Origin of the sequence: Pseudomonas sp. B7 (assembly GCF_016735645.1) — a bacterium.
GTDB classification, from domain to species: Bacteria; Pseudomonadota; Gammaproteobacteria; order Pseudomonadales; family Pseudomonadaceae; genus Aquipseudomonas; species Aquipseudomonas glycinae.
Map to the genome: position 1 here is coordinate 128,229 of NZ_JAERRE010000010.1, position 19,264 is coordinate 147,492.

The following is a 19,264-nucleotide window of genomic DNA, read 5'->3' on the forward strand; positions in this document are numbered from 1 at the left end:
GTGGCGCCGATTGTCACTGGCCGACGCCAATGATCACTCTAGACTCAAATAAGCTACCCGCCGAACAACTTGCAATCAGAACAATAACCACAGAGATCGCAGTCGTGGAAACCCTCAAGCCTTTCAACAGCTTCGCCGAGTTCTATCCGTATTACCTCAGCGAGCACAGCAACAGCACCTGCCGTCGCCTGCATTTCATCGGCACGACGCTGGTGATCTTCATTCTCGCCCTGACCATCGCCAAGGGCGCCTGGCTGCTTTTACTTGCGTTGCCGCTGGCGGGCTACAGCTTTGCCTGGGTCGGCCATTTCTTTTTCGAGAAAAACCGCCCGGCCACCTTCCAGCACCCGTTCTACAGCCTGCTCGGCGACTTCGTCATGTACCGCGACATGATCCTGGGCCGCGTGCCGTTCTAGAAATTCCGACCAAGAGGATTGCCGATGAATGCCAATGCCCGTTTCACCCACATGAAGGACGGCACACCGGACGACTGGGCGATCATTGCGGCGGATTTCAGCGCCTATGCCCGTCAGTTGCCGGGCCGGATCATGGCGCACCTGAAACTGCTAGAAGGCGATTTCGGCGGTTTCCCGGTGGATCGCCTGACCCACTCGCTGCAAACCGCAACCCGCGCCTTTCGCGACGGGCGCGACGAGGAATACGTGGTCTGCGCCCTGCTCCACGACATCGGCGACACCCTCGGTTCCTACAATCACCCGGACATTGCCGCGGCCATTCTCAAGCCGTTCGTCAGTGCCGAAAACCTGTGGATGGTGGAAAAGCACGGGATCTTCCAGGGCTACTACTTCTTCCATCACCTGGGCATGGATCGGCACCTGCGCGAGCAGTTCAGCGACCACCCGCAGTTTCTGGCGACCGCGGAGTTCTGCGCCAAATACGACGCAGCGGCGTTCGACCCCGAGTACGACACCCTGCCGCTGAGCTTCTTCGAGCCGATGATGGAAAGGCTGTTCGCCCAACCGAAAAACTCGATCTACAAAGCGGCGATGGAAGAGCACAGCCCGGCCTGAGTTGATTTGAAAACTCAGGCCAGTTCGGCAACCTTCGCCGCTTTCAGTTCGGCTTCCCGCGCCTGCGCATCGGCCAGGCGATACAGCTCGATCGTGCCATCCCAGTGCTCGATCAGCGCCGTGCACGACTCCACCCAGTCGCCACAATTGAGGTAATCCACCTCGCCGACCTTGCGGATCTCGGCGTGGTGAATGTGTCCGCAGACCACCCCGTGCAACTCGCGCTTCACGCATTCGTGGGCGATGGCTTCCTCGAAGTCGCTGATAAAGCTGACCGCGGTCTTCACCTTGTGCTTGAGATAGGCCGACAACGACCAGTAGCCGTAACCGTATTTCGCCCGCCAGTGATTGAGCCAGCGGTTGAGGGTCAGGGTGAACTCGTAGGCCGAATCGCCGAGGAACGCCAGCCAGCGGTGATAACGGGTGATCACGTCAAACTGGTCACCGTGAATCACCAGCAGATGCCGGCCATCGGCGGTGACGTGTACCGCCTCGTCGACCAGCTGGATATTGCCCAGAATCAGCTTCGAATAGCGGCGCAGGAATTCGTCGTGGTTGCCGGTGACATAGATCACCTCGGTGCCGCGCTTGCTCATGGTCAGCAAACGGCGGATCACGTTGGTGTGCGCCTGCGGCCAGTACATGCCACCGCGCAGTTTCCAGCCGTCGATGATGTCGCCGACCAGGTAGATCTTGTCGGCGTGATAACCCTTGAGAAATTGCGACAGATGCTCGGCCTGGCAATCCCTCGTGCCCAAGTGCACGTCGGAAATCCACAAGGTGCGAACCCTTTGTTTACGGCTGGGTCTGGCGAGCTCGGCGCTGGTCATGGGCAACCCTCTGCGATGTTTTCGCCACTCTGCGCGCGCCCGGTTAATCGACCATGACAGGTGTGCGTCAGTCGTGTGACAAAGGCGTCGCCCCCTGCGCCGGTGTAGACTGGCGGCTCGCCCGGAGACCACCATGCACCCGATCCTGACCCTGCGCCATTACAGCCACGACCTGATCGCCCACAGCCACGACCACGCGCAACTGGTGTTCGGCCTGTCAGGCGCGCTGGATTTCGAAGTCGAAGGGCGTGGCAGTCAGGTATTGCAGCAGAGCTTCGTGGTGATCCCCGCCGGCGCGCATCACGCGTGCGGCAGCCCCAAGGGCAGCCGCTGTCTGGTGCTGGATGTGCCGGACGAACAATGGCTGGAGCGCTCGCTGGGCAATCACGCCGATGCCAGCCGCCGCCTGCTGGACAACGCCGCCCGATTGTCGCTGGATGCCGGGCAAGGTCAACTGGTCAACTGGCTGGCGAACAGTCCGGTGGACGACCCGTTGATTGCGCAACAAGGCGCGGTGTTGCTGCTGGCGAGCCTGAACCACGTGCCACCCGTCGAGATCGTCGCGCGCCGCCTGCCCTACGCGGCACTCGACGCGCACATAGAGCAGTACGCAGCCTATCCGCTGCAAGTCGCGGATCTGGCGCGCGTCGCCGGATTGTCCAGCGCCCGCCTGCATGCGCGGTTCGTCGCCGAATGCGGGCAGACACCGATGGACTACATTCGCAGTCGCCGGCTGCATAAAGCCGTGGCGCTGTTGCGCAACACCACGCTGCCCATCGGTGAAGTGGCCAGCCGTGTCGGCTACAACTCGCAAAGCGCATTTTCGGCCGCCGTCCTGCGTGAGTTCGGCACCTCTCCTACACAATTGCGACGCGAGGCTGACGACAAAAGTCGATAGCCTGCCGACAGACTTTTGCGTCGTGACACGCTTCAATGTGTGTCTGTAATGGTGTTTGGAAAAAGGACTGCAATGACTCCTCGTACCGCCCTCGGCGCCCTGCATATCGGCGCACTGATGTTCGGCCTGACCGGCGTCTTCGGCAAACTCGCGGCCGCAACGCCTGCCGTCATCGTGTTCGGACGCGCCGCGTTTGCCGTGTTGGCCCTGGCGTTTTTCGCCCGTTTCGCCCAACAGGGCGGCTGGCAGAAACTGCAAGCCGTCGACTGGCGGCGACTGGCCCTGAGCGGCGTGCTGCTGGCCGGGCACTGGGTGAGTTTCTTCATTGCGGTCAAGGTTGCGGGTGTCGCCATTGCGACCTTGGGTTTCGCCAGTTTCCCGGCCTTCACGGTGATCCTCGAAGGGCTGATCTTCCGCGAACGCATCCGCGCCAATGAAATCGTGCTGGTAGCGTTGGTCAGTATCGGGCTGGTGCTGGTGACCCCGGCGTTCGATCTGGCCAGCGGCGCGACCACGGGCCTGCTCTGGGCGATCCTGTCCGGCCTGCTGTTTTCGCTGTTGTCGCTGACCAACCGCGCCAGCTCCGGGCGCATCCCGGCGGTGCAGGCGGCGCTGTGTCAGAACGTGGTGGTGGCGTTGTGTCTGCTGCCGGTGGCGGCGCCGCAACTGAGCGAAGTGCGGGCCATCGACTGGTTGTGGATCGGTTTGCTCGGGGTGTTCTGCACCGGCGTCGCCCACAGTCTGTTCGTCGCCAGCCTGGCGGTGATCAAGGCGCGCACCGCCGCAGTGGTGTTCGCCATGGAGCCGGTGTACGGGATTACCGTGGCGTGGCTGCTGTTCGATGAAGATCCGACCCTGCGCATGCTGATCGGCGGCGCGCTGATCATCGTTGCGATCGTGGTATCGAGCCGGATGTCAGGCAGCAGCGACAAGAAAACCGTCGCGGCCGAAGCCGCCTCTCACTGAGTACGGTCGTTGTGGCCTAGGTCGCGGTCAGGATCGATCTGGTCGCGCACCCGCTGCTTGAGCACCTTGGCCTCCGGGAAACCGCCGTCGGCCTTGCGTTCCCAGATCTGCACGTCGTTGCAGGTAATGTGGAATATCCCGCCGGTGCCCGGCACCAGTGACACTTTGCCAAGATCGTCGCCGAAGGTGCTGAGCAGCTCTTGCGCCAGCCACGCGGCGCGCAACAGCCACTGGCATTGCGTGCAATAAGTGATGACGATTTCCGGTTTTGTGACGGTCATGATCGCTGAAACTCCTGAGCCAGAGGGCGCCGCTATAATAGCCGGCTTTATCGCTCGCCCCGAGACTCACGATGCGTCGTCTGCTGATCTGCCTGCTGCTTGGTTTCCTTCCCCTGTTCGCTGGTGTCAGCGTCCATGCCAGTGAGGCCACACGCCCGAAAGTCGGCCTGGTGCTGTCCGGCGGCGCGGCCCGTGGACTGGCGCACATCGGTGTGCTCAAGGCCTTGGAAGAGCAAGGCATCAAGATCGATGCGATTGCCGGCACCAGCATGGGCGCGGTGGTCGGCGGGCTTTACGCCTCGGGCTACAAGATCGACGAGCTGGAAAAACTCGCCCTGACCATCGACTGGCAGCAGGCACTGTCCGACGCTCCGCCCCGGGAAGACGTGCCGTTCCGGCGCAAGCAGGACGACCGCGATTTTCTGGTGAAACAGAAACTGAGCTTTCGCGATGACGGCAGCCTCGGCCTGCCATTGGGCGTGATTCAGGGCCAGAACCTCGCGCTGCTGCTGGAAAGCCTGTTGGCCCACACCAGCGACACCCGGGATTTCGACAAGCTGCCGATCCCGTTCCGCGCCGTGACCACCGACATCGCCAACGGCGAAAAAGTGGTGTTCCGCAAAGGTCACCTGCCCCAGGTGATCCGCGCCAGCATGTCGATCCCGGCGGTGTTCGCCCCGGTCGAACTCGACGGCCGATTGCTGGTGGATGGCGGCATGACCGACAACATCCCTCTCGACGTGGCCCGTGAAATGGGCGTCGACGTGGCCATCGTGGTCGACATCGGCACCCCGCTGCGCAACCGCAAGCAACTGGTGACCGTGGTCGATGTGCTGAACCAGTCGATCACCCTGATGACTCGTCGCAACTCCGAAGAGCAACTGGCGACCCTGCATCCCGATGACGTGCTGATCCAACCGCCGCTGGCCAGTTTCGGCGCCACCGACTTCGGTCGCGGCCAGGAGATGATCGACGCCGGCTACCGCGCGACCCAGGCTCTGGACGTGCGCCTCGCCCGCCTCAAACCCGCGCAATCGCAGGACGCCGAGCTCAACGCCGCCCGCGCGCCAGGCCAGCGCACACCGATCATCACCGCGATCAAGGTCGAGAACGACTCGAAAGTCGGCGATGACGTGATCCGCTATTACATCCGCCAGCACATCGGTGAACCGCTGGACCTGGGTCGTCTGCAAACCGACATGGGCACCCTGTACGGCCTCGATTACTTCGAGCAGGTGCAATACCGCGTGGTGCACAAGGGATCGGATCACACGCTGGTGATCAGCGCGCGCGGCAAACGCACCGGCACCGATTACCTGCGGGTCGGCCTCAACCTGTCGGATGACATGCGCGGCGACAGCGCCTTCAACCTCGGCGCCAGTTACCGCATGAACGGCATCAACCGCCTCGGCGCGGAGTGGCTGACCCGGGCACAGATCGGCGACAAACAAGAGTTGTACAGCGAGTTCTATCAGCCGCTGGACGTCGGCTCTCGCTACTTCGTGGCGCCTTATGCATCGTTCGCCGCACAGAACGTCGACTCGGTTCTGGACAACGATCCGATCGCCCAGTATCGCGTCGAGCGCTACGGCTTTGGCCTCAATGTCGGCCGGCAGATCGGCAACAGCGGCGAAGTGCGCTTCGGGGTTGGCGAGGCCTGGGGCAAGGCGGATGTGCGGATCGGCGATCAGGATCTGCCGAGCGAAAACTTCAACGAAGGGTTCTATGCGCTGAAGTACTCGTTCGACTCGCTGGACAACGTCTACTTCCCCCACGAAGGCGAAGACATCGGCCTGACGCTGGTGCAGTTCGAGCCGAGCCTGGGTTCCGACACACGCTACCGGCAGTGGGAATTCAAACTGGACAAGGCCATGAGCAGTGGACCTGACACGCTGATTCTGGGTGGTCGTTACGGCCGCACGCTGGACGATGCCAACGTGGTGACCTCCAGTTTCCTGCTGGGCGGCGCTCGGCAATTGTCCGGTTTCCGCGAAGACGCGATCTCCGGGCAGAACGTCAGTCTGATGCGCGCAGTGTATTACCGCCGCCTCACGCCACGCTCTTACCTGCCGCTGGACTTCCCGTTGTACGCCGGTGCGTCACTGGAACGCGGCCGGGCCTGGAACAACGACAATGAGTTCGACAGCGGCTACATCAACGCCGCCAGCGTGTTCATCGGCTTCGATACGCCGCTGGGGCCGTTGAATTTCAGCTATGGCCTGAACGATGCGGATGAACAGGCGGTGTACCTGAACCTCGGGCAGACCTTCTGAAGGCGGTCAGCGAATCCCCGCCAACAGCGTGCGCGCCGTTTGCTTGAGGGGTTCGTCGGCTTCCTTGAGCAGTTCGTTGAGCAAGGCAATGGCGCTGTCGATATCGCCGTCATCGATGCAGGTCTGGGCCTGTTCGAGCTTGCCGGCGTTGGCGGCGTCCGAGGGTTCGGAGTCCAGTTCCGGAGCATGCAACTCCAGTGGCTCCAGCGACAGCGTCGGGCCGGGATCGCCAAACTCGTTGAGAAAGTCCTCGTCCAGCGGTTGCGCTTCCGGCTCGACGATCCATTCGAGCTCGGCGGTTTCCGCTTCGTCGGGCAGGCTTTCCGGCAGTTCGAAATCCTGTGGCAATACCTGCAGATCGGAGCCGAGCGTTGAGGGTGCCTGTTCAGGCGCCGCGCTGGTCGGGCGAGTTTCCTCAAGATCCCAACTGGACGCCATCGAGAGCTGATCCAGATTCAGCTCGAAATTGTCTTCGGCCACCGGCTCCACAGGCGTCGCGGGGTCGATCGGCAACGCGGCAATCACCGGGGCCGCCGCCACCAGAGGTGCTGCGCTGACCAGTTTCGGGTAGCGGGCGCGAATTTCCTGCAAACGCCGATCCTCGACCCCGAGCGAGCGCAGACGATTTTCCTGCTCGTCATAGGCCGGCGTGTCGCCCTGCCGCCCCAGCACTTCAAGTAACTGCACGCCGAGGTCGATGCGCTCCGGCTCTCGCTGCAACGCATCGCGCAACAGGCCGGCAGCCTCACCCAAACGACCGTAGGCCAGATAAATGCCGACCGCTTCCAGCACATCGCCGTTGGCGTGTTCTTCGCGATGTTCGACAGCACTGTGAACGGCGCTCGGCTGCATCGGTTCGGCATCGGCGTCCGGGGGTTCGTTTCGAGCCGGCAGGAACGGCAACGGCGCAGCAGTCCCTTGCGCCTGCTGTCGTTGCCGGCGCACGTAAAGCCCTGCCACCAACAAACCCAGTACCAGCAGCAGTCCGCCGAGCAACGGCCAGTTGAGTGAATCCTCTTGAGACTCGACCGGGGCAATGACCGGCGCAGGCGCAGGGACCACAGGGGCTACCGGTGCCGGCCGCGCCTGTTGCACCTCAATCAGGCGGGCCTGTAAGTCACCGAGCTGTTTCTTGCCGTCAGCGATCAGCACTTCCTGGGCCTGAAGCTTCACGTTCAATTCATCGATGGTTTTTTGCAGTTGCTGGTTCTGCACAAGGCTCGCCGCCAGTTGCTCAGCCTGCGCGTCAACGACCGGAGCCGGTGGCTGAACAGGCGCAGCAGGTTTGGCCGGCGTGGTTGCGGACGGAGCCTCGGGGGTCGGGAATTCCGACGACTGCGCACGCGCAGTTGGCTCATCGGTGGCCGGGACAATTCCCGGCGAACCCGGCGGGTCGATCAGTACGGTGTATTCGCGCAGCAGGTGGCCGTTGGGCTGATCGAGCTGCACCAGGAAATTCAGAAAGGGTTCGTTGACCGGTTTGCTGGAAGTCACCCGGATCATGTTGCGATTGCCACGCAGGATCGGGGTGAACTTGAGGTTGTTGAGAAAGAACACGCGCTCGACGCCGGCGCGGCCAAACTCCTCCGCCGAGGCCAGACGGACCGCCAGTTCGCTTTCGCTGACGCCCCCGACATCCACCAGGGCGATGTCAGCCTTGAGCGGCTGATTGAGGGCTGAATGCACGGTGATGTCACCGAGCCCCAGCGCCATTGACGCGGTGGACCAGGTGAGAACACCGGCCACCAGCAGCGAGTTGGCGCAACGCAGTACCACGTGCCGACTTCCGAGCATGAGCATCCCTTAAATAAGCAAAACCGACTTCTATGCGTTCGCACATCCGGTACGAACACGATATTGCCCAGTAGTTCTTATAGTCTGCCCAGCGCGATCTCTCAAAAAAACGGCACGCGGTTGTGCCTCAAGACTTTTCCAGATTGGCCAGAATGTGCCCGTGAACCCGCATACAGACCTTCAGATCCGCCTCGTCGACGCCTTCGAACAATTCCTTGCGCAGTTGCGTGGCAATGGTTTCGATCTGTTCGATCAGCGGCAGCGCCGGTGAGCACAGCACGATTTTTTTCGCCCGGCGGTCTTCCATCACGGACTGGCGTTGCACCAGGCCCTGGCTTTCCAGACTGTCGAGCAGACGAGCCAGGGTCGGCCCTTCGACGCCGACGCTCTGCGCCAGCTCCCGCTGGGTCGGCGCCTCTTCGAAACGCGCCAGATGCAGCAGCACCAGCCAGCGTGCCTGGGACAGGCCCAGGCCAGCCAGCCGGCGATCCAGTTCGGCACGCCAGCCACGGGACATCTGGGCCAATTGCATGCCAAAACGGTGTTGATCGGTTAACGGCATAAAACACTCATGAGTAGACTGAACAAATAGAGAAAAACTAATTATTAGTCAGCTAAGCATGACATTTGCCTATAGGCAAGAGGCGTCCTGTACTGAATCGTTACAACCGTATAACGGTTGGCACAAACACCCTCTTACATTTCAAACTCGGATTGCAGCGCAGCCCGCACGCAGTAAAGCACGCCTTCCGGTACACGACCGGCAAACAGCTCGGCCACTTCGGCGACCGACGGCAACTCGCCTTCGCCGTCGAGGAACGCATCCTGGACTTCGCCCATCAGGTCTTCCGGCAGATCCAGCGCCTGTTCCAGCGACAGCTGCTGCTTGCCGATGGCTTCGGCGAGCATGGTGTAGACGTTCTTTTCCGAGCACTGCAGCTGACCGGAGATCTGCAACGGCGTCATGCCGGCACGGGCCAGGGTGATCAGTTCGTGGCGCACGTCGGCCACCACTTTCGGCGCCTCGGCCTCGCCGCCGAGCACTTCGAGAAAGGCCTCGCCGTACCGCTCCAGCTTGCGCGCACCGACGCCGCTGACCCGGGCCATGTCCGCCAGCGAGGTCGGCTGGCTGCGGAGCATTTCCAGCAGGGTCGAGTCGGGGAAGATGACATACGGCGGCACGCCATGTTCTTCCGCCAGTTTGCGCCGCAGGGCACGCAACGCTTCCCACTGTTCGCGCTCTTCGCCGCGCACGAGTTGGCTGGCCGGGCTCTTGCTGCCGCTCTTGGCGCTGACTTGCGGCTTGAGGTCGCGGCGCAGCTCCAGGCTCACTTCCCCCTTGAGCAGCGGCCGGCAGGTGTCGCTCAGGCGCAGCCCGCCATAACCTTCGTGATCGACATCGGCCAGACCGCGGGCAACCAGCTGACGGAACAGCGAGCGCCATTCGCTCTCGCTCAACGCCTTGCCGACGCCGTACACCGACAGGTGCTGATGGCCGAAGCTGCGGACCTTTTCGTTGTCCTTGCCCAGCAGCACGTCCACCAGATGGCCGACGCCATAACGCTGGCCGGTGCGATAGATCGCCGACAGCGCCTGACGCGCAGGCTCGGTGGCGTCCCAGGTCTGCACGCCGTCGGTGCAGTTGTCGCAGTGGCCGCATGGCTCCGGCATGTCTTCGTCGAAGTACGCCAGCAGCGCCTGACGACGGCAGCGGGTTTCTTCGCAGAGCGAGAGCATGGCGTCGAGCTTGTGCTGCTCCAGACGCTTGTGGCGTTCGTCGCCCTCGGAGTTCTGCAGCATCTGCTTGAGCATCACCACGTCTTGCAGACCATAGGCCATCCACGCGTCCGCCGGTAGGCCGTCACGGCCGCCGCGCCCGGTTTCCTGGTAATACGCCTCAAGGGATTTCGGCAGATCGAGGTGAGCGACGAAGCGCACATTGGGTTTGTCGATGCCCATGCCGAACGCCACCGTGGCGACCATGATCAGCCCTTCCTCGTTGAGGAAGCGCTTCTGGTGATAGGCACGCAGATCGTTGGGCAGACCGGCGTGGTAAGGCAGCGCCGGGAAGCCCTGCTCGGTGAGAAACGCGGCCACCTCCTCCACCTTCTTGCGCGAAAGGCAGTAGACGATGCCGGCATCGCTGCGCCGTTCGGCCAGGAACGCCAGCAACTGCTTGCGCGGCTGCTCCTTGGGCACGATGCGGTAGAAGATGTTCGGCCGGTCGAAGCTCGACAGGAAACGCTCGGCGTTCTGCAAATGCAGGCGGGTGACGATTTCTTCGCGGGTGCGCTTGTCGGCGGTGGCGGTCAGGGCAATGCGCGGCACGTCGGGGAACATTTCCGCCAGTTGCCCCAGTTGCAGGTATTCCGGACGGAAGTCGTGACCCCATTGCGATACGCAGTGCGCTTCGTCGATGGCGAACAGCGCGATGTTCAAGCCTTGCAGGAACGACAGCATGCGCGGCTGCACCAGACGCTCCGGCGCCAGATACAACATTTTCACTTCGCCGCGCTTGATCCGGTTGGCGAGGTCGCGCTGCTGTTCGGCGCTCAGTGTGGAGTTCAACGCGGCGGCGGCCACGCCCAGCTCTTCGAGGGTGGCGACCTGATCGTCCATCAGCGCGATCAGCGGCGACACCACCACCGCCAGGCCGTCGCGCAGCAGCGCCGGCACCTGGAAACACAGGGATTTACCGCCGCCGGTCGGCATCAGGACAAGGGCATCACCGCCACTGGCCACGCGCTCAATGATTGCACCCTGACGGCCACGGAAACTGTCGTAGCCGAAGATGTCCTTGAGGACGCGTTGAGCCTGCTCGAGCATAAAAACTCCAAAAATCCACCGAAACATCCCTGCACAGGCTGGTTCAAGACAGCCGAGGCTGCTTTAAACAAAACGTAAGCGCGCATTGCATCGCGCCCTACACAATCAGCCGCGACACCGGCAGGGATCGCAAAGCGCGGCAGTATACCCGAGCCCTTCCCGGCAAAGGGCACCGCCGATAAGAAGCTTGTACGGGCAAATCTGCCGTGCGGCTGGCTTGAGGGCTCAAGAAGGCCTAGAATTCCCGCATTGTTTATTCCCCCAAGGTAGCCCTTTAATGTCCTTCGCCGAGCAACTAACCCGCCTGCAAGTCTTCCTCGACGCCGACGAGCTGCATGAAGAGGCGCTGGACTACGTGGCCGCTCACGGTTACCTGACCGCGCTGTCGATCTGCGCCGATGTGGTGCCGGATCGTGAGTGGATCGACGCCCTGTTCGCCGAAGAGCCGCATTACAGCAGCGAAGCCCAGCGTGAAGAAATCGAAGCCACGCTGATCGGCCTCAAGGCCCACATCGCCCGCCAACTGGCGTCGGATGAAGAATTCGAGCTGCCCTGCGAACTGGACCTGGGCGACGACCCGGACGATTCCGAGCTGCGCGGCTGGTGCATCGGTTTCATGGAAGGCGTGTTCCTGCGCGAAGCGGCCTGGTTCGAAACCGCCGAAGAAGAAGTCAGCGAAATGCTCCTGCCGATCATGGTCGGTTCGGGCCTGTTCGACGAACAGCCCGAGTTCGAAGACATCGCCAAGGACGACAACCTGATGGACGACATGATCGTGCAGATCCCGGAAGCCCTGACCGCGCTGTACCTGCTGTGCCAGGCGCCCGACGAAAAACCGGCGATCCTCAAGCCACGTCACCACTAAGATCCGGCCTATGGACAACCCCATAGGCAACCGCCCCCTGATGTTGCGCTACATCCTGCTGGCCATCGGCTGGCTCAGCGTGGCATTGGGGGTGATCGGGATTTTCCTGCCTGTTCTCCCCACGACTCCCTTCCTGCTGCTGGCAGCCGCCTGCTTCGCCCGCAGCTCTCCGCGTTTCTACCAATGGCTGGTCGAACATCCCCGGCTCGGGCCATGGATCCGCGATTACCTCGACGGCAACGGCATTCCGCTCAAGGGCAAGGTCTACGCGATCGGGCTGATGTGGGCGAGCATTCTGTTCTCGTGCTACCTGGTGCCGCTGCCGTGGGCGCGGGGGTTCATGCTCACCAGTGCGGTGCTGGTGACGGTTTATATCCTGCGGCAGAAGACCTTGCGCAAGCCTTGACCGCTTGTCGTGACTGTCGGAGTTGACAGGTGCGCAACATTCCTCTGATGGTGCTTCATGTCACAGGCCCGCTTCTGATCCGGCAGAAACGGCTGAGTCCACGAAGGAGCGTTTCTCATGAGCACCCAGAATCCGTTTTTCTCTTTCTTCACCACGTATCCCGGTGGAACTCCGCTGAATAACCCCGACACCACGCAATCCAAAGGCATCGAAATGGGTGCTGACGGGCCGCCCGGAAATCCGCTGGAAATAACCGATACCCATAACGGCACACTTAAGGTTTTGACCCCAGCCGGCAGCGTGTACAACCAGAGCGGTCGATACCTCCATCGAGTGCTGAATATGCTGGACGGGGTGCACACCTTTGGCTTGCGAGCAAACTCAAGTTCGGTGCCCACTGACCAATGGGCATTGACCGTGGGCACGAATGAAACAATAGAAGACTTTAGGAGTACACCTGACCAGATCCTTCCAACTAATGCATCTTTTATATTCCCGAGCGAATTAACCTTTACCCCCCAAAATCAGGGATTCTACCCAGCACGTATTATCTCGGCAAATAACATCAAACTGTTAGTGGCAGGCGGGATCAATTCAAGATTCACACTACCATCGACTGCAAAAACAATAGAATTCAATCACGCGGGCCACTCACTCGACATACTTATTTATCACTCGAACAATTTTATATATTCTGATTACTCTTTTGGCAAAGATAGATACCAGTACACAGCGACGGACAACAAGGAAATATCTAGCTTCGAAATTCGCGGCACCTTCGAAATCAAAATAATTAAATGGAGTTAGCACTAACCCGACCTAGGCGAAAAGAGTTAACAAATAAGAGATTATCCAGTCCTGAAATAGAGAAAGTGTACGTTGCGTTGACCGGTTGGGAGAAACGGCGGGTGAAAAGGGGACGCATTTATTCACCGGCCCTTTTCTACCAATGGCTGGTCGAGCATCCCCGGCTCGGGCCATGGATCCGTGATTATCTTGATGGCAACGGCATTCTGCTCAAAAGCAAGGGCTACGCGATCAGGCTGATTTGGGCGAGCATTCTGTTCTCGTGCTACCTGGTGCAAAGGAAATGGGGACGTATTTGTTTTCCAGTCCCGGCTCTGAAAACCCGCTCTCCCGTTCAACCGGGATAGCGGGTTTTGTCGTTTCAGCTCCGGCTTACACCGTATCCACCTTCAACGAATGATCATTCAGCATGCCGTTGATGATCGTCGCCGTATCGTGCCCGCTGGCGATCAACCCACCGGCCCCCGGCGTCACGCCGTAATGACTGGCGAGGTTGACGCCGGCCAGGTCGATGGTCTGGTTAGGCGTGGCGCCGGCCATGGCGCTGACATCGATGCTGGTCATGACCGAGGCGCCGCTGCCGGTGACGGTGAAGTGCAGGTAGTCATCCAGTGACGCCGAGGTGCCGTTTTCACCTTGCAGCAGTTGCGACAGGTCGAGCTTGTCGGTGCCTGGAGTGAAGTCGGTGACGAGGTCATGACCGCTGTTGCCCTTGAGCCACTGGAAGGTGTCGGCGCCCGGCCCGCCGGTCAGGGTGTTGTTGCCCATCCCGCCGATCAGCAGGTCATCGCCCCCGCCGCCGTTGAGGATGTCGTTGCCCAGACCGCCGTTGATCACGTTGTTATTGTTGTCGCCGGTGAGGGTGTCGTTGAAGTTCGAGCCGACCAGGTTTTCGATACCGGTCAGGGTGTCTGTCCCGGCACCAATGGTGTTTTGCGCACCGAGCAGGCCGAGGTTGACCGTCACCCCGGCAGTGGCGTGGGCGTAGCTGGCGGTGTCGATGCCAGTGCCGCCGTCGAGCAGGTCGTTGCCCGGGCCGCTGTAGAGCAAGTCGTTGCCGGCCCCGCCGTGCAGTTCGTTGTTGCCGGAGCCTGCGGTCAGTACATCGTTGCCGTCGCCGGCGTTGATGATGTTGTCGCCGGTGCCGGCCACCAGCACGTCATCGCCCGAGGTACCGGTGAGGGTGTGGCCGTCCTGATAGCTGATGGTCACGTTCGCCGTGTCACTGCCGCCGTGGTTGTCGTTGGCGGTGTAGGTGCCGTGGTAGTCCGGGGTGATGTCGTGGGCCCCGGCGTAGTTGAGGGTCATGGTCAGCTGGTAGTTCTCCGCCGCGTTGGCGTTGCTGCCCGTGGTGTTGGTGATGTTGGTGATGTGGATCTGGTAGACGCCGTCGGACGTCGCGGTCAGGGTCTGGCCGTCCGCGAGGGCGATCCAGGCGCCGCCATTGATCGAGTACTCCATGGTGATGTGACCGGCCGCCAGGTTGTGGTCCAGGTTGAGGGTTTCACCCTGGCGCAGGTTGACGGTGATGCGGTCTTCATCGTTGGCATTGGTGTTGGTGACCGCGCCGAGGTAGCCGCTGACCACCAGCACGGCGGTCATGGTTGCGGCGTTGGCGCTGAACGCATTGCGCACGTTGGCCAGGTTCTGGTTGGCGGCGGTGTTGGCGTTGGTGCCGGTGAAGCTGATCGCGCCGCTGCCGGTGAAGTCCGCGGATTTGGAGATCCAGCCGGTGTTGAACGAGGTTGGCGTGGCGTTGAGGGTGTCGCCGTTCGGGTCGGTGTCGTTGGCCAGCAACAGTTCGCCCGGCACCACGATGTTGCCCGACAGCACGTTGGTGATGATGTGGTCGTCCACCGCCACCGGAGGCGCGTTGGGGATCACTTTCACGGTCAGGGTCGAGCTGGCGAGGTCGCCGTCGTTGTCGCTGAGGGTGAAGCCGATGTTCTCGGTGATCACCACGGTGGTAGTTTTCTGCGAGGTGTAGCTGTAGTCGCCGGTATCGAGGTTGACCACCAGGGTGCCGCTGTTGTTGGTGGCGATGCTCAGGGTGTTGTTCACCGTGTTGAACGTGCCGTGGTTGGCGCCGCCGCTGGCGACCAGTGAACCCTGCCCGCCGTTGGCTTTCGGGTCATAGGTGTAGGTGGTGCCGTCGACCACGATGGACTTGATGAACCCGCCATCGGCGCCGAACGTGCCGCCCTCGCCGATCAACGAACCGGTGACCGGCGCGCCCTCAACAGTGCCGGACAGCACCGAATTGAGTTGATTAAGGTCGGTGACCACCACTGCGTTGGTGTTGGTGTGCGTGATGCCGTCGTACGCCAGCGGATCGAGATTGGCGTTGCTCACGCCGCTGCCCAGGCCGATCGCGTAGTTCTTGATGTTGTTGGCATCGAGGAACGCCTTGAGCGTCGCTTCGTCGGCGGTGCCGATGTCACCCTCGTTGGGTTTGCCGTCGGAGAAGAAGTAGCCGACGTTCTGTGCCCCGGTGAGTTTGCCCGAGGTGTTGAACGCGTTGTACATGGTTGCCACGGCAGCGTCGTAGTTGGTGCCGCCGCCCGCGCTGAGGCCGGCCAGAAGGGTCTTGGCCGTCGCGACATCGACCCACACCGAAGTGCGGTCGGTGGCGTTGCTGCTGAAGGTGACGAGCTGCACTTTCACATCGCCCAGATCGTCGTACTTGTCGAGCAAGGCGCTGATCGCCTGCTTCGCCAGTTCCAGCCGCGACAGACCCGGTACGCCGGAGGCGTCAGCCATGCTGCCGGAGATGTCGAGGACGATAAGGATGTTGGAGTCGATCTCCACCGCCGCCACCGAACGCTCCGAGGCTACCGCTTTTGGCACGTCGTCGACGATGTTGACCACGATGGTGCTGGTGGTGCTGTTGCCCAGCGCATCGGTGGCTTTGTAGGTGAAGCTTTCGCTCAGGGTGTTCGGCCCGTCGTTGGCGTTCGGCGTGGTTTTCGGCGCCGAGGTCAGGGTATAGGTGTACGTGCCGTCGGCGTTGAGCTGGATCTGCCCGTAAGTCCCGGTGGCGCTGCCGACCAGGGTGTAGGTGATCGCCCCGCTGCCGCCGCTGACCGAACCGACCAGCGTGCCGGTCGCGGTTTCGCCGGTGTTGCCCGGGTCGCTGCCGGTGACCGTGCCGGGGGCCAGGTCTTGTCCGTCCTGGGTCAGGTCGAGGGCTTTCTCGTAGACGGTCACGTCCTGATCGGTCGAGGCCACAAGCTTGCTGTCGGCGACGTTGACGGTGATGGTGGTGGTGCTTTCGTCGCCGTCACTGTCGCGGATGGTGTAGGTGAAAGTGTCGGTGGCGCCCGGCGGGCTCACCGAGTTCGGGTTGCTGTGATAGACCGCGTTGCCGGCCGCATCGAGGGTCAGGTAACCGTAGTTGCCGTTGATGTTGCTGTTGAGGCCGCCGATGGCCGAAGTCGCGGTGTTGCCGCCGGCGCGCACGCCGACCACGATCGCCGCGCCATCTGCGCCACTGACGTCATTGCCCAGCACGCTGATGTTGACCGTGCCGCCCTCCGCCACCGAGCCGGTGTCGGCCTTGGCGGTCGGCAGGTCGTCGATGATGTTGACGTTGATCTGCCCGGTCGCAGTGCTGCCGTCGGTGTCGGTCGCCACCACGTTGAAGTTCTCGGTGATGCTGTTGGCGCCGTTGGCGTTCGGATGGGATTCGTTATCGACCAGGGTGTAGCTGTAACTGACCACGCCGGTAGTCGGGTTGTAACCGGTGATGGTCAGCGTGCTGCCCAGCGGGGTGACGGTCGATTGCGGGAAGCCGGCCGCAACGCCGTTGGTCATCACGGCGATGCCGCCCACGGTCAGGGTTTGCAGACCGTCGAGGGCGGTGACGGTGAAGGTGCCGCTCTGGGTCAGCGCCGGGGTGTCGGGACTGGTGCCGTCGCTGAGGTTTTTCTCGTAAACGGTCAGCTCGCCGCCATACACGTCGAGGCCGTTGAGGACCACCGGATCGTCGTTGTTGTGGATGTTCAGCACCAGGTTGGCGGTGCTGGTGTCGCCGTCGGCATCGGTCAGGGTGTAGGTGAAGGTCTCGGTGCCGTTGCCACCGCCGTGCAGGTTTTTGAAGTCTGCGTCGTTGGTGTTGAGCGTGTAGGTGTACGTGCCGTTGGCGTTCAGCACCAGCGTACCGTAAGTCCCGGTGAAGGTGCCGGGGGTGATCGGGCCGGCATTCGGGCCGGTCGCCACCACGTCGGCGCCTTGCACGTCGTTGGTCAGCACGTTGCCGTTGAGGGTCAACTGGGTTTCCGACGCGGTGCTGGCGTTGCTGTCGTTGATCGCCTTCGGCACGTCATCGACGATGTTGACCACGAGGCTGCTGGTGACGACGTTGCCCAGCGAATCGGTGGCCTGGTAGGTGAAGGTTTCGGTCAGGCTGTTGGCGCCGTCATCGGCGTGCGGGGTGGTGCTGGCCGGTGAGGTCAGGGTGTAGGTGTACGTGCCGTCGGGGTTGAGCACGATCTGCCCGTAGTTGCCGGTGGCGCTGCCGACCAGCGCATAGCTGATCGCACCGACCGCGCCGGTGACCGAGCCGACCAGCGTGCCGGACGCTGTTTCCCCGGTGCTGGTCGGATCGCTGCCGGTGACCGTGCCAGGAGCCAGATCCTGGCCGTCCTTGGTCAGATCGAGGGCTTTTTCGTAGACGGTGACGTCGGTGTCGCTGACCGCGCACAGTTTGCTGTTGTAGACGTCGATGGTAATGGTGGTGGTGCTTTCGTCACCGTCGGAATCGCGCACGGTGTAGGTGAACACGTCCACCGCACCCGGGCCGCTCACGGCATTCGGGTTGCTGTGATAGACCGCGTTGCCGTTGGCGTCGAGGGTCAGGTAGCCGTAGGTGCCGTTGATGTTGCTGTTGAGGCCGCCGATGGCCGAGGTCGAGGTGTCGGAACCGGCGCGCACGCCCACTACCGCGCCACTGGCAGCCGGGCCGTCGGCGCCGCCGATATCGTTGTCCAGCACGTTGCCGCTGACGGTGCCGCCCTCCTGCACCGACGTCGCGTCGGGTTTGGCGGTCGGCAGGTCGTCGATGATGTTGACGTTGATCTGCCCGGTGGCGGTGCTGCCATCGGTGTCCGTCGCCACCACGTTGAAGTTCTCGGTGATGCTGTTGGCGCCGTTGGCGGTCGGATGGGTTTCGTTATCCACCAGGGTGTAGCTGTAGCTGACCACGCCAGTGGCCGGGTCGTATCCGGTGATGGTCAGCGTGCTGCCCAGCGGAGTGACCGCCGACTGCGGAAAGCCTGCCGCAACGCCGTTGGTGATCACGGCAATGCCCCCCACGGTCAGGGTTTGCAGACCGTCGAGGGCAGTCACAGTGAAGGTGCCGCTCTGGGTCAGTGACGGGGTGTTGGGGCTGGTGCCGTCGCTGAGGTTTTTCTCGTAGACGGTGAGTTCGCCACCGTTGACGTCGATGCCGTTGAGGTACACCTGATCGTCGTTGTTGTGGATGTTCAGCACCAGATTCGCGGTGCTGGTATCGCCGTCGGCATCGGTGATGGTGTAGGTGAAGGTTTCAGTGCCGTTGCCACCGCCGTGCAGGTTTTTGAAGTCCGCATCGTTGGTATTGAGGGTGTAGGTGTAAGTGCCGTTGGCGTTCAGCACCAATGTCCCGTAACTCCCGGTGAAAGTGCCCGCCGTGATCGGGCCGGCGTTTTCGCCGACAGGCACGCGGTCAGCACCCTGCACGTCGTTGGTCAGGACGTTGCCGCTCAGCGTGAGATTGGTTTCCGACGCGGTGCTCGCGTTGCTGTCGTCCACGCCTTTTGGCAAGTCATCGACGATGTTCACGTCCAGCGTCGCGTTGGTGGTGGTGCCGTTGTCATCGACTACGGTCACGGCGAATTGCTCGTTCAGCACATTCGCGCCGTTGGCAGTCGGGTGCGCTTCGTTATCGACCAGGGTGTAGCTGTAGCTGACGACGCCGGTTGCAGCGTTGAAGCCGGTGATGGTCAGCGTGCTGCCCAACGGAGTGACGATTGATTGCGGGAAGCCGGCGGCCACGCCATTGGTGACCACGGCGATGCCGCCGATGGTCAGGGTGGTGACGCCGTCCAGCGCGGTGATGGTGAAGGTGCCGCTTTGGGTCAGGGCTGGAGCGTCAGGGCTGCTGCCGTCGCTCAGATTTTTTTCGTAGACGGTGAGTTCGCCGCCCTCGACGTTCAACCCGTTGATGACCACCGGATCGTCGTTGTTGTGGATCTGCAACACAAGGTTGGCGGTGCTGGTGTCGCCGTCGGCATCGGTGATGGTGTAGG

The 19,264-nt window shown here is 62.1% G+C and carries 14 protein-coding genes and 1 pseudogene; 9 read left to right on the top strand and 6 right to left on the bottom strand.

Translation table 11 applies throughout. The features are described 5' to 3' along the window. Nucleotides 1-104: 104 nt before the first annotated feature. Both JKA62_RS22020 and JKA62_RS22025 read left to right on the top strand, forming a co-directional pair. Nucleotides 105-416 carry a DUF962 domain-containing protein gene (locus JKA62_RS22020; RefSeq protein ID WP_041475173.1) on the top strand — a complete coding sequence of 104 codons (312 nt, stop codon included), beginning with the start codon at nt 105-107 and terminating at the stop codon, nt 414-416. Between the two features lie 24 nt (nt 417-440). Beyond that, nucleotides 441-1,031, top strand: a complete 591-nt coding sequence (locus JKA62_RS22025; RefSeq protein ID WP_011332996.1) for an HD domain-containing protein — start codon at nt 441-443, stop codon at nt 1,029-1,031. Between the two features lie 14 nt (nt 1,032-1,045). Here the strand turns inward: JKA62_RS22025 and JKA62_RS22030 are convergent, their stop codons facing one another. Then, entirely contained in the window at nt 1,046-1,861 is an 816-nt protein-coding gene (locus JKA62_RS22030; RefSeq protein WP_007958385.1) for a UDP-2,3-diacylglucosamine diphosphatase, read from the bottom strand. A 133-nt stretch (nt 1,862-1,994) separates the two neighbouring features. Here JKA62_RS22030 and JKA62_RS22035 point away from each other — a divergent pair, with 133 nt between their 5' ends. Together JKA62_RS22035 and JKA62_RS22040 are read left to right on the top strand one after the other, a co-directional pair. After that, nucleotides 1,995-2,759: an AraC family transcriptional regulator gene (locus tag JKA62_RS22035; protein ID WP_011332995.1), complete on the top strand. Its 765-nt coding sequence runs from the start codon at nt 1,995-1,997 to the stop codon at nt 2,757-2,759. Between the two features lie 72 nt (nt 2,760-2,831). After that, entirely contained in the window at nt 2,832-3,725 is an 894-nt protein-coding gene (locus tag JKA62_RS22040) for a DMT family transporter (RefSeq protein ID WP_103385740.1), read from the top strand. Here JKA62_RS22040 and JKA62_RS22045 read toward each other — a convergent pair. Further along, on the bottom strand, nt 3,719-4,006 hold the full coding sequence (locus tag JKA62_RS22045; RefSeq protein WP_011332993.1) for a SelT/SelW/SelH family protein: 288 nt from the start codon (nt 4,004-4,006) through the stop codon (nt 3,719-3,721). The genes JKA62_RS22040 and JKA62_RS22045 overlap by 7 nt on opposite strands. Nucleotides 4,007-4,077: 71 nt before the next feature. Between JKA62_RS22045 and JKA62_RS22050 the strand changes: the two genes are divergently transcribed. After that, nucleotides 4,078-6,279 (top strand): patatin-like phospholipase family protein, encoded by a 2,202-nt coding sequence (locus JKA62_RS22050; RefSeq protein WP_201819422.1) that lies wholly within the window; start codon nt 4,078-4,080, stop codon nt 6,277-6,279. 6 nt (nt 6,280-6,285) lie between these two features. Here the strand turns inward: JKA62_RS22050 and JKA62_RS22055 are convergent, their stop codons facing one another. The 3 genes from JKA62_RS22055 to recQ all read right to left on the bottom strand — a co-directional run bounded on the left by JKA62_RS22055 (nt 6,286) and on the right by recQ (nt 10,899). After that, nucleotides 6,286-8,073 (bottom strand): FimV/HubP family polar landmark protein, encoded by a 1,788-nt coding sequence (locus tag JKA62_RS22055; RefSeq protein WP_201819424.1) that lies wholly within the window; start codon nt 8,071-8,073, stop codon nt 6,286-6,288. A 127-nt stretch (nt 8,074-8,200) separates the two neighbouring features. Beyond that, entirely contained in the window at nt 8,201-8,635 is a 435-nt protein-coding gene (locus JKA62_RS22060) for a MarR family transcriptional regulator (protein ID WP_007958397.1), read from the bottom strand. Between the two features lie 134 nt (nt 8,636-8,769). Further along, the gene (gene recQ / locus JKA62_RS22065) at nt 8,770-10,899 is read right to left on the bottom strand and encodes a DNA helicase RecQ (protein ID WP_007958398.1); all 2,130 of its coding nucleotides are present in this window, start codon (nt 10,897-10,899) and stop codon (nt 8,770-8,772) included. A 277-nt stretch (nt 10,900-11,176) separates the two neighbouring features. Here recQ and JKA62_RS22070 point away from each other — a divergent pair, with 277 nt between their 5' ends. From JKA62_RS22070 to JKA62_RS28980, 4 genes and pseudogenes are all read left to right on the top strand, one after another. Next, the gene (locus JKA62_RS22070; protein WP_201819426.1) at nt 11,177-11,764 is read left to right on the top strand and encodes a UPF0149 family protein; all 588 of its coding nucleotides are present in this window, start codon (nt 11,177-11,179) and stop codon (nt 11,762-11,764) included. 10 nt (nt 11,765-11,774) lie between these two features. Then, nucleotides 11,775-12,170, top strand: coding sequence for a YbaN family protein (locus JKA62_RS22075; RefSeq protein WP_064383238.1), 396 nt, complete (start codon nt 11,775-11,777; stop codon nt 12,168-12,170). A gap of 117 nt (nt 12,171-12,287) precedes the next feature. Then, nucleotides 12,288-12,977 (top strand): hypothetical protein, encoded by a 690-nt coding sequence (locus JKA62_RS22080; RefSeq protein WP_041475172.1) that lies wholly within the window; start codon nt 12,288-12,290, stop codon nt 12,975-12,977. 134 nt (nt 12,978-13,111) lie between these two features. Continuing rightward, nucleotides 13,112-13,324 (top strand): annotated as a pseudogene (locus JKA62_RS28980) (DUF454 family protein); the annotation flags it as partial. A 25-nt stretch (nt 13,325-13,349) separates the two neighbouring features. Here JKA62_RS28980 and JKA62_RS22090 read toward each other — a convergent pair. Continuing rightward, nucleotides 13,350-19,264: Ig-like domain-containing protein (locus JKA62_RS22090; RefSeq protein WP_201819428.1), on the bottom strand; the 5,915-nt coding region annotated here is incomplete at its 5' end.

Coding starts and splice junctions, on each gene's coding strand:
- JKA62_RS22025 (WP_011332996.1), top strand. CDS start 441: ATGAATGCCAATGCCCGTTTCACCCACATGAAGGACGGCACACCGGAC.
- JKA62_RS22030 (WP_007958385.1), bottom strand. CDS start 1,861: ATGACCAGCGCCGAGCTCGCCAGACCCAGCCGTAAACAAAGGGTTCGC.
- JKA62_RS22035 (WP_011332995.1), top strand. CDS start 1,995: ATGCACCCGATCCTGACCCTGCGCCATTACAGCCACGACCTGATCGCC.
- JKA62_RS22040 (WP_103385740.1), top strand. CDS start 2,832: ATGACTCCTCGTACCGCCCTCGGCGCCCTGCATATCGGCGCACTGATG.
- JKA62_RS22045 (WP_011332993.1), bottom strand. CDS start 4,006: ATGACCGTCACAAAACCGGAAATCGTCATCACTTATTGCACGCAATGC.
- JKA62_RS22050 (WP_201819422.1), top strand. CDS start 4,078: ATGCGTCGTCTGCTGATCTGCCTGCTGCTTGGTTTCCTTCCCCTGTTC.
- JKA62_RS22055 (WP_201819424.1), bottom strand. CDS start 8,073: ATGCTCGGAAGTCGGCACGTGGTACTGCGTTGCGCCAACTCGCTGCTG.
- JKA62_RS22060 (WP_007958397.1), bottom strand. CDS start 8,635: ATGCCGTTAACCGATCAACACCGTTTTGGCATGCAATTGGCCCAGATG.
- recQ (WP_007958398.1), bottom strand. CDS start 10,899: ATGCTCGAGCAGGCTCAACGCGTCCTCAAGGACATCTTCGGCTACGAC.
- JKA62_RS22070 (WP_201819426.1), top strand. CDS start 11,177: ATGTCCTTCGCCGAGCAACTAACCCGCCTGCAAGTCTTCCTCGACGCC.
- JKA62_RS22075 (WP_064383238.1), top strand. CDS start 11,775: ATGGACAACCCCATAGGCAACCGCCCCCTGATGTTGCGCTACATCCTG.
- JKA62_RS22080 (WP_041475172.1), top strand. CDS start 12,288: ATGAGCACCCAGAATCCGTTTTTCTCTTTCTTCACCACGTATCCCGGT.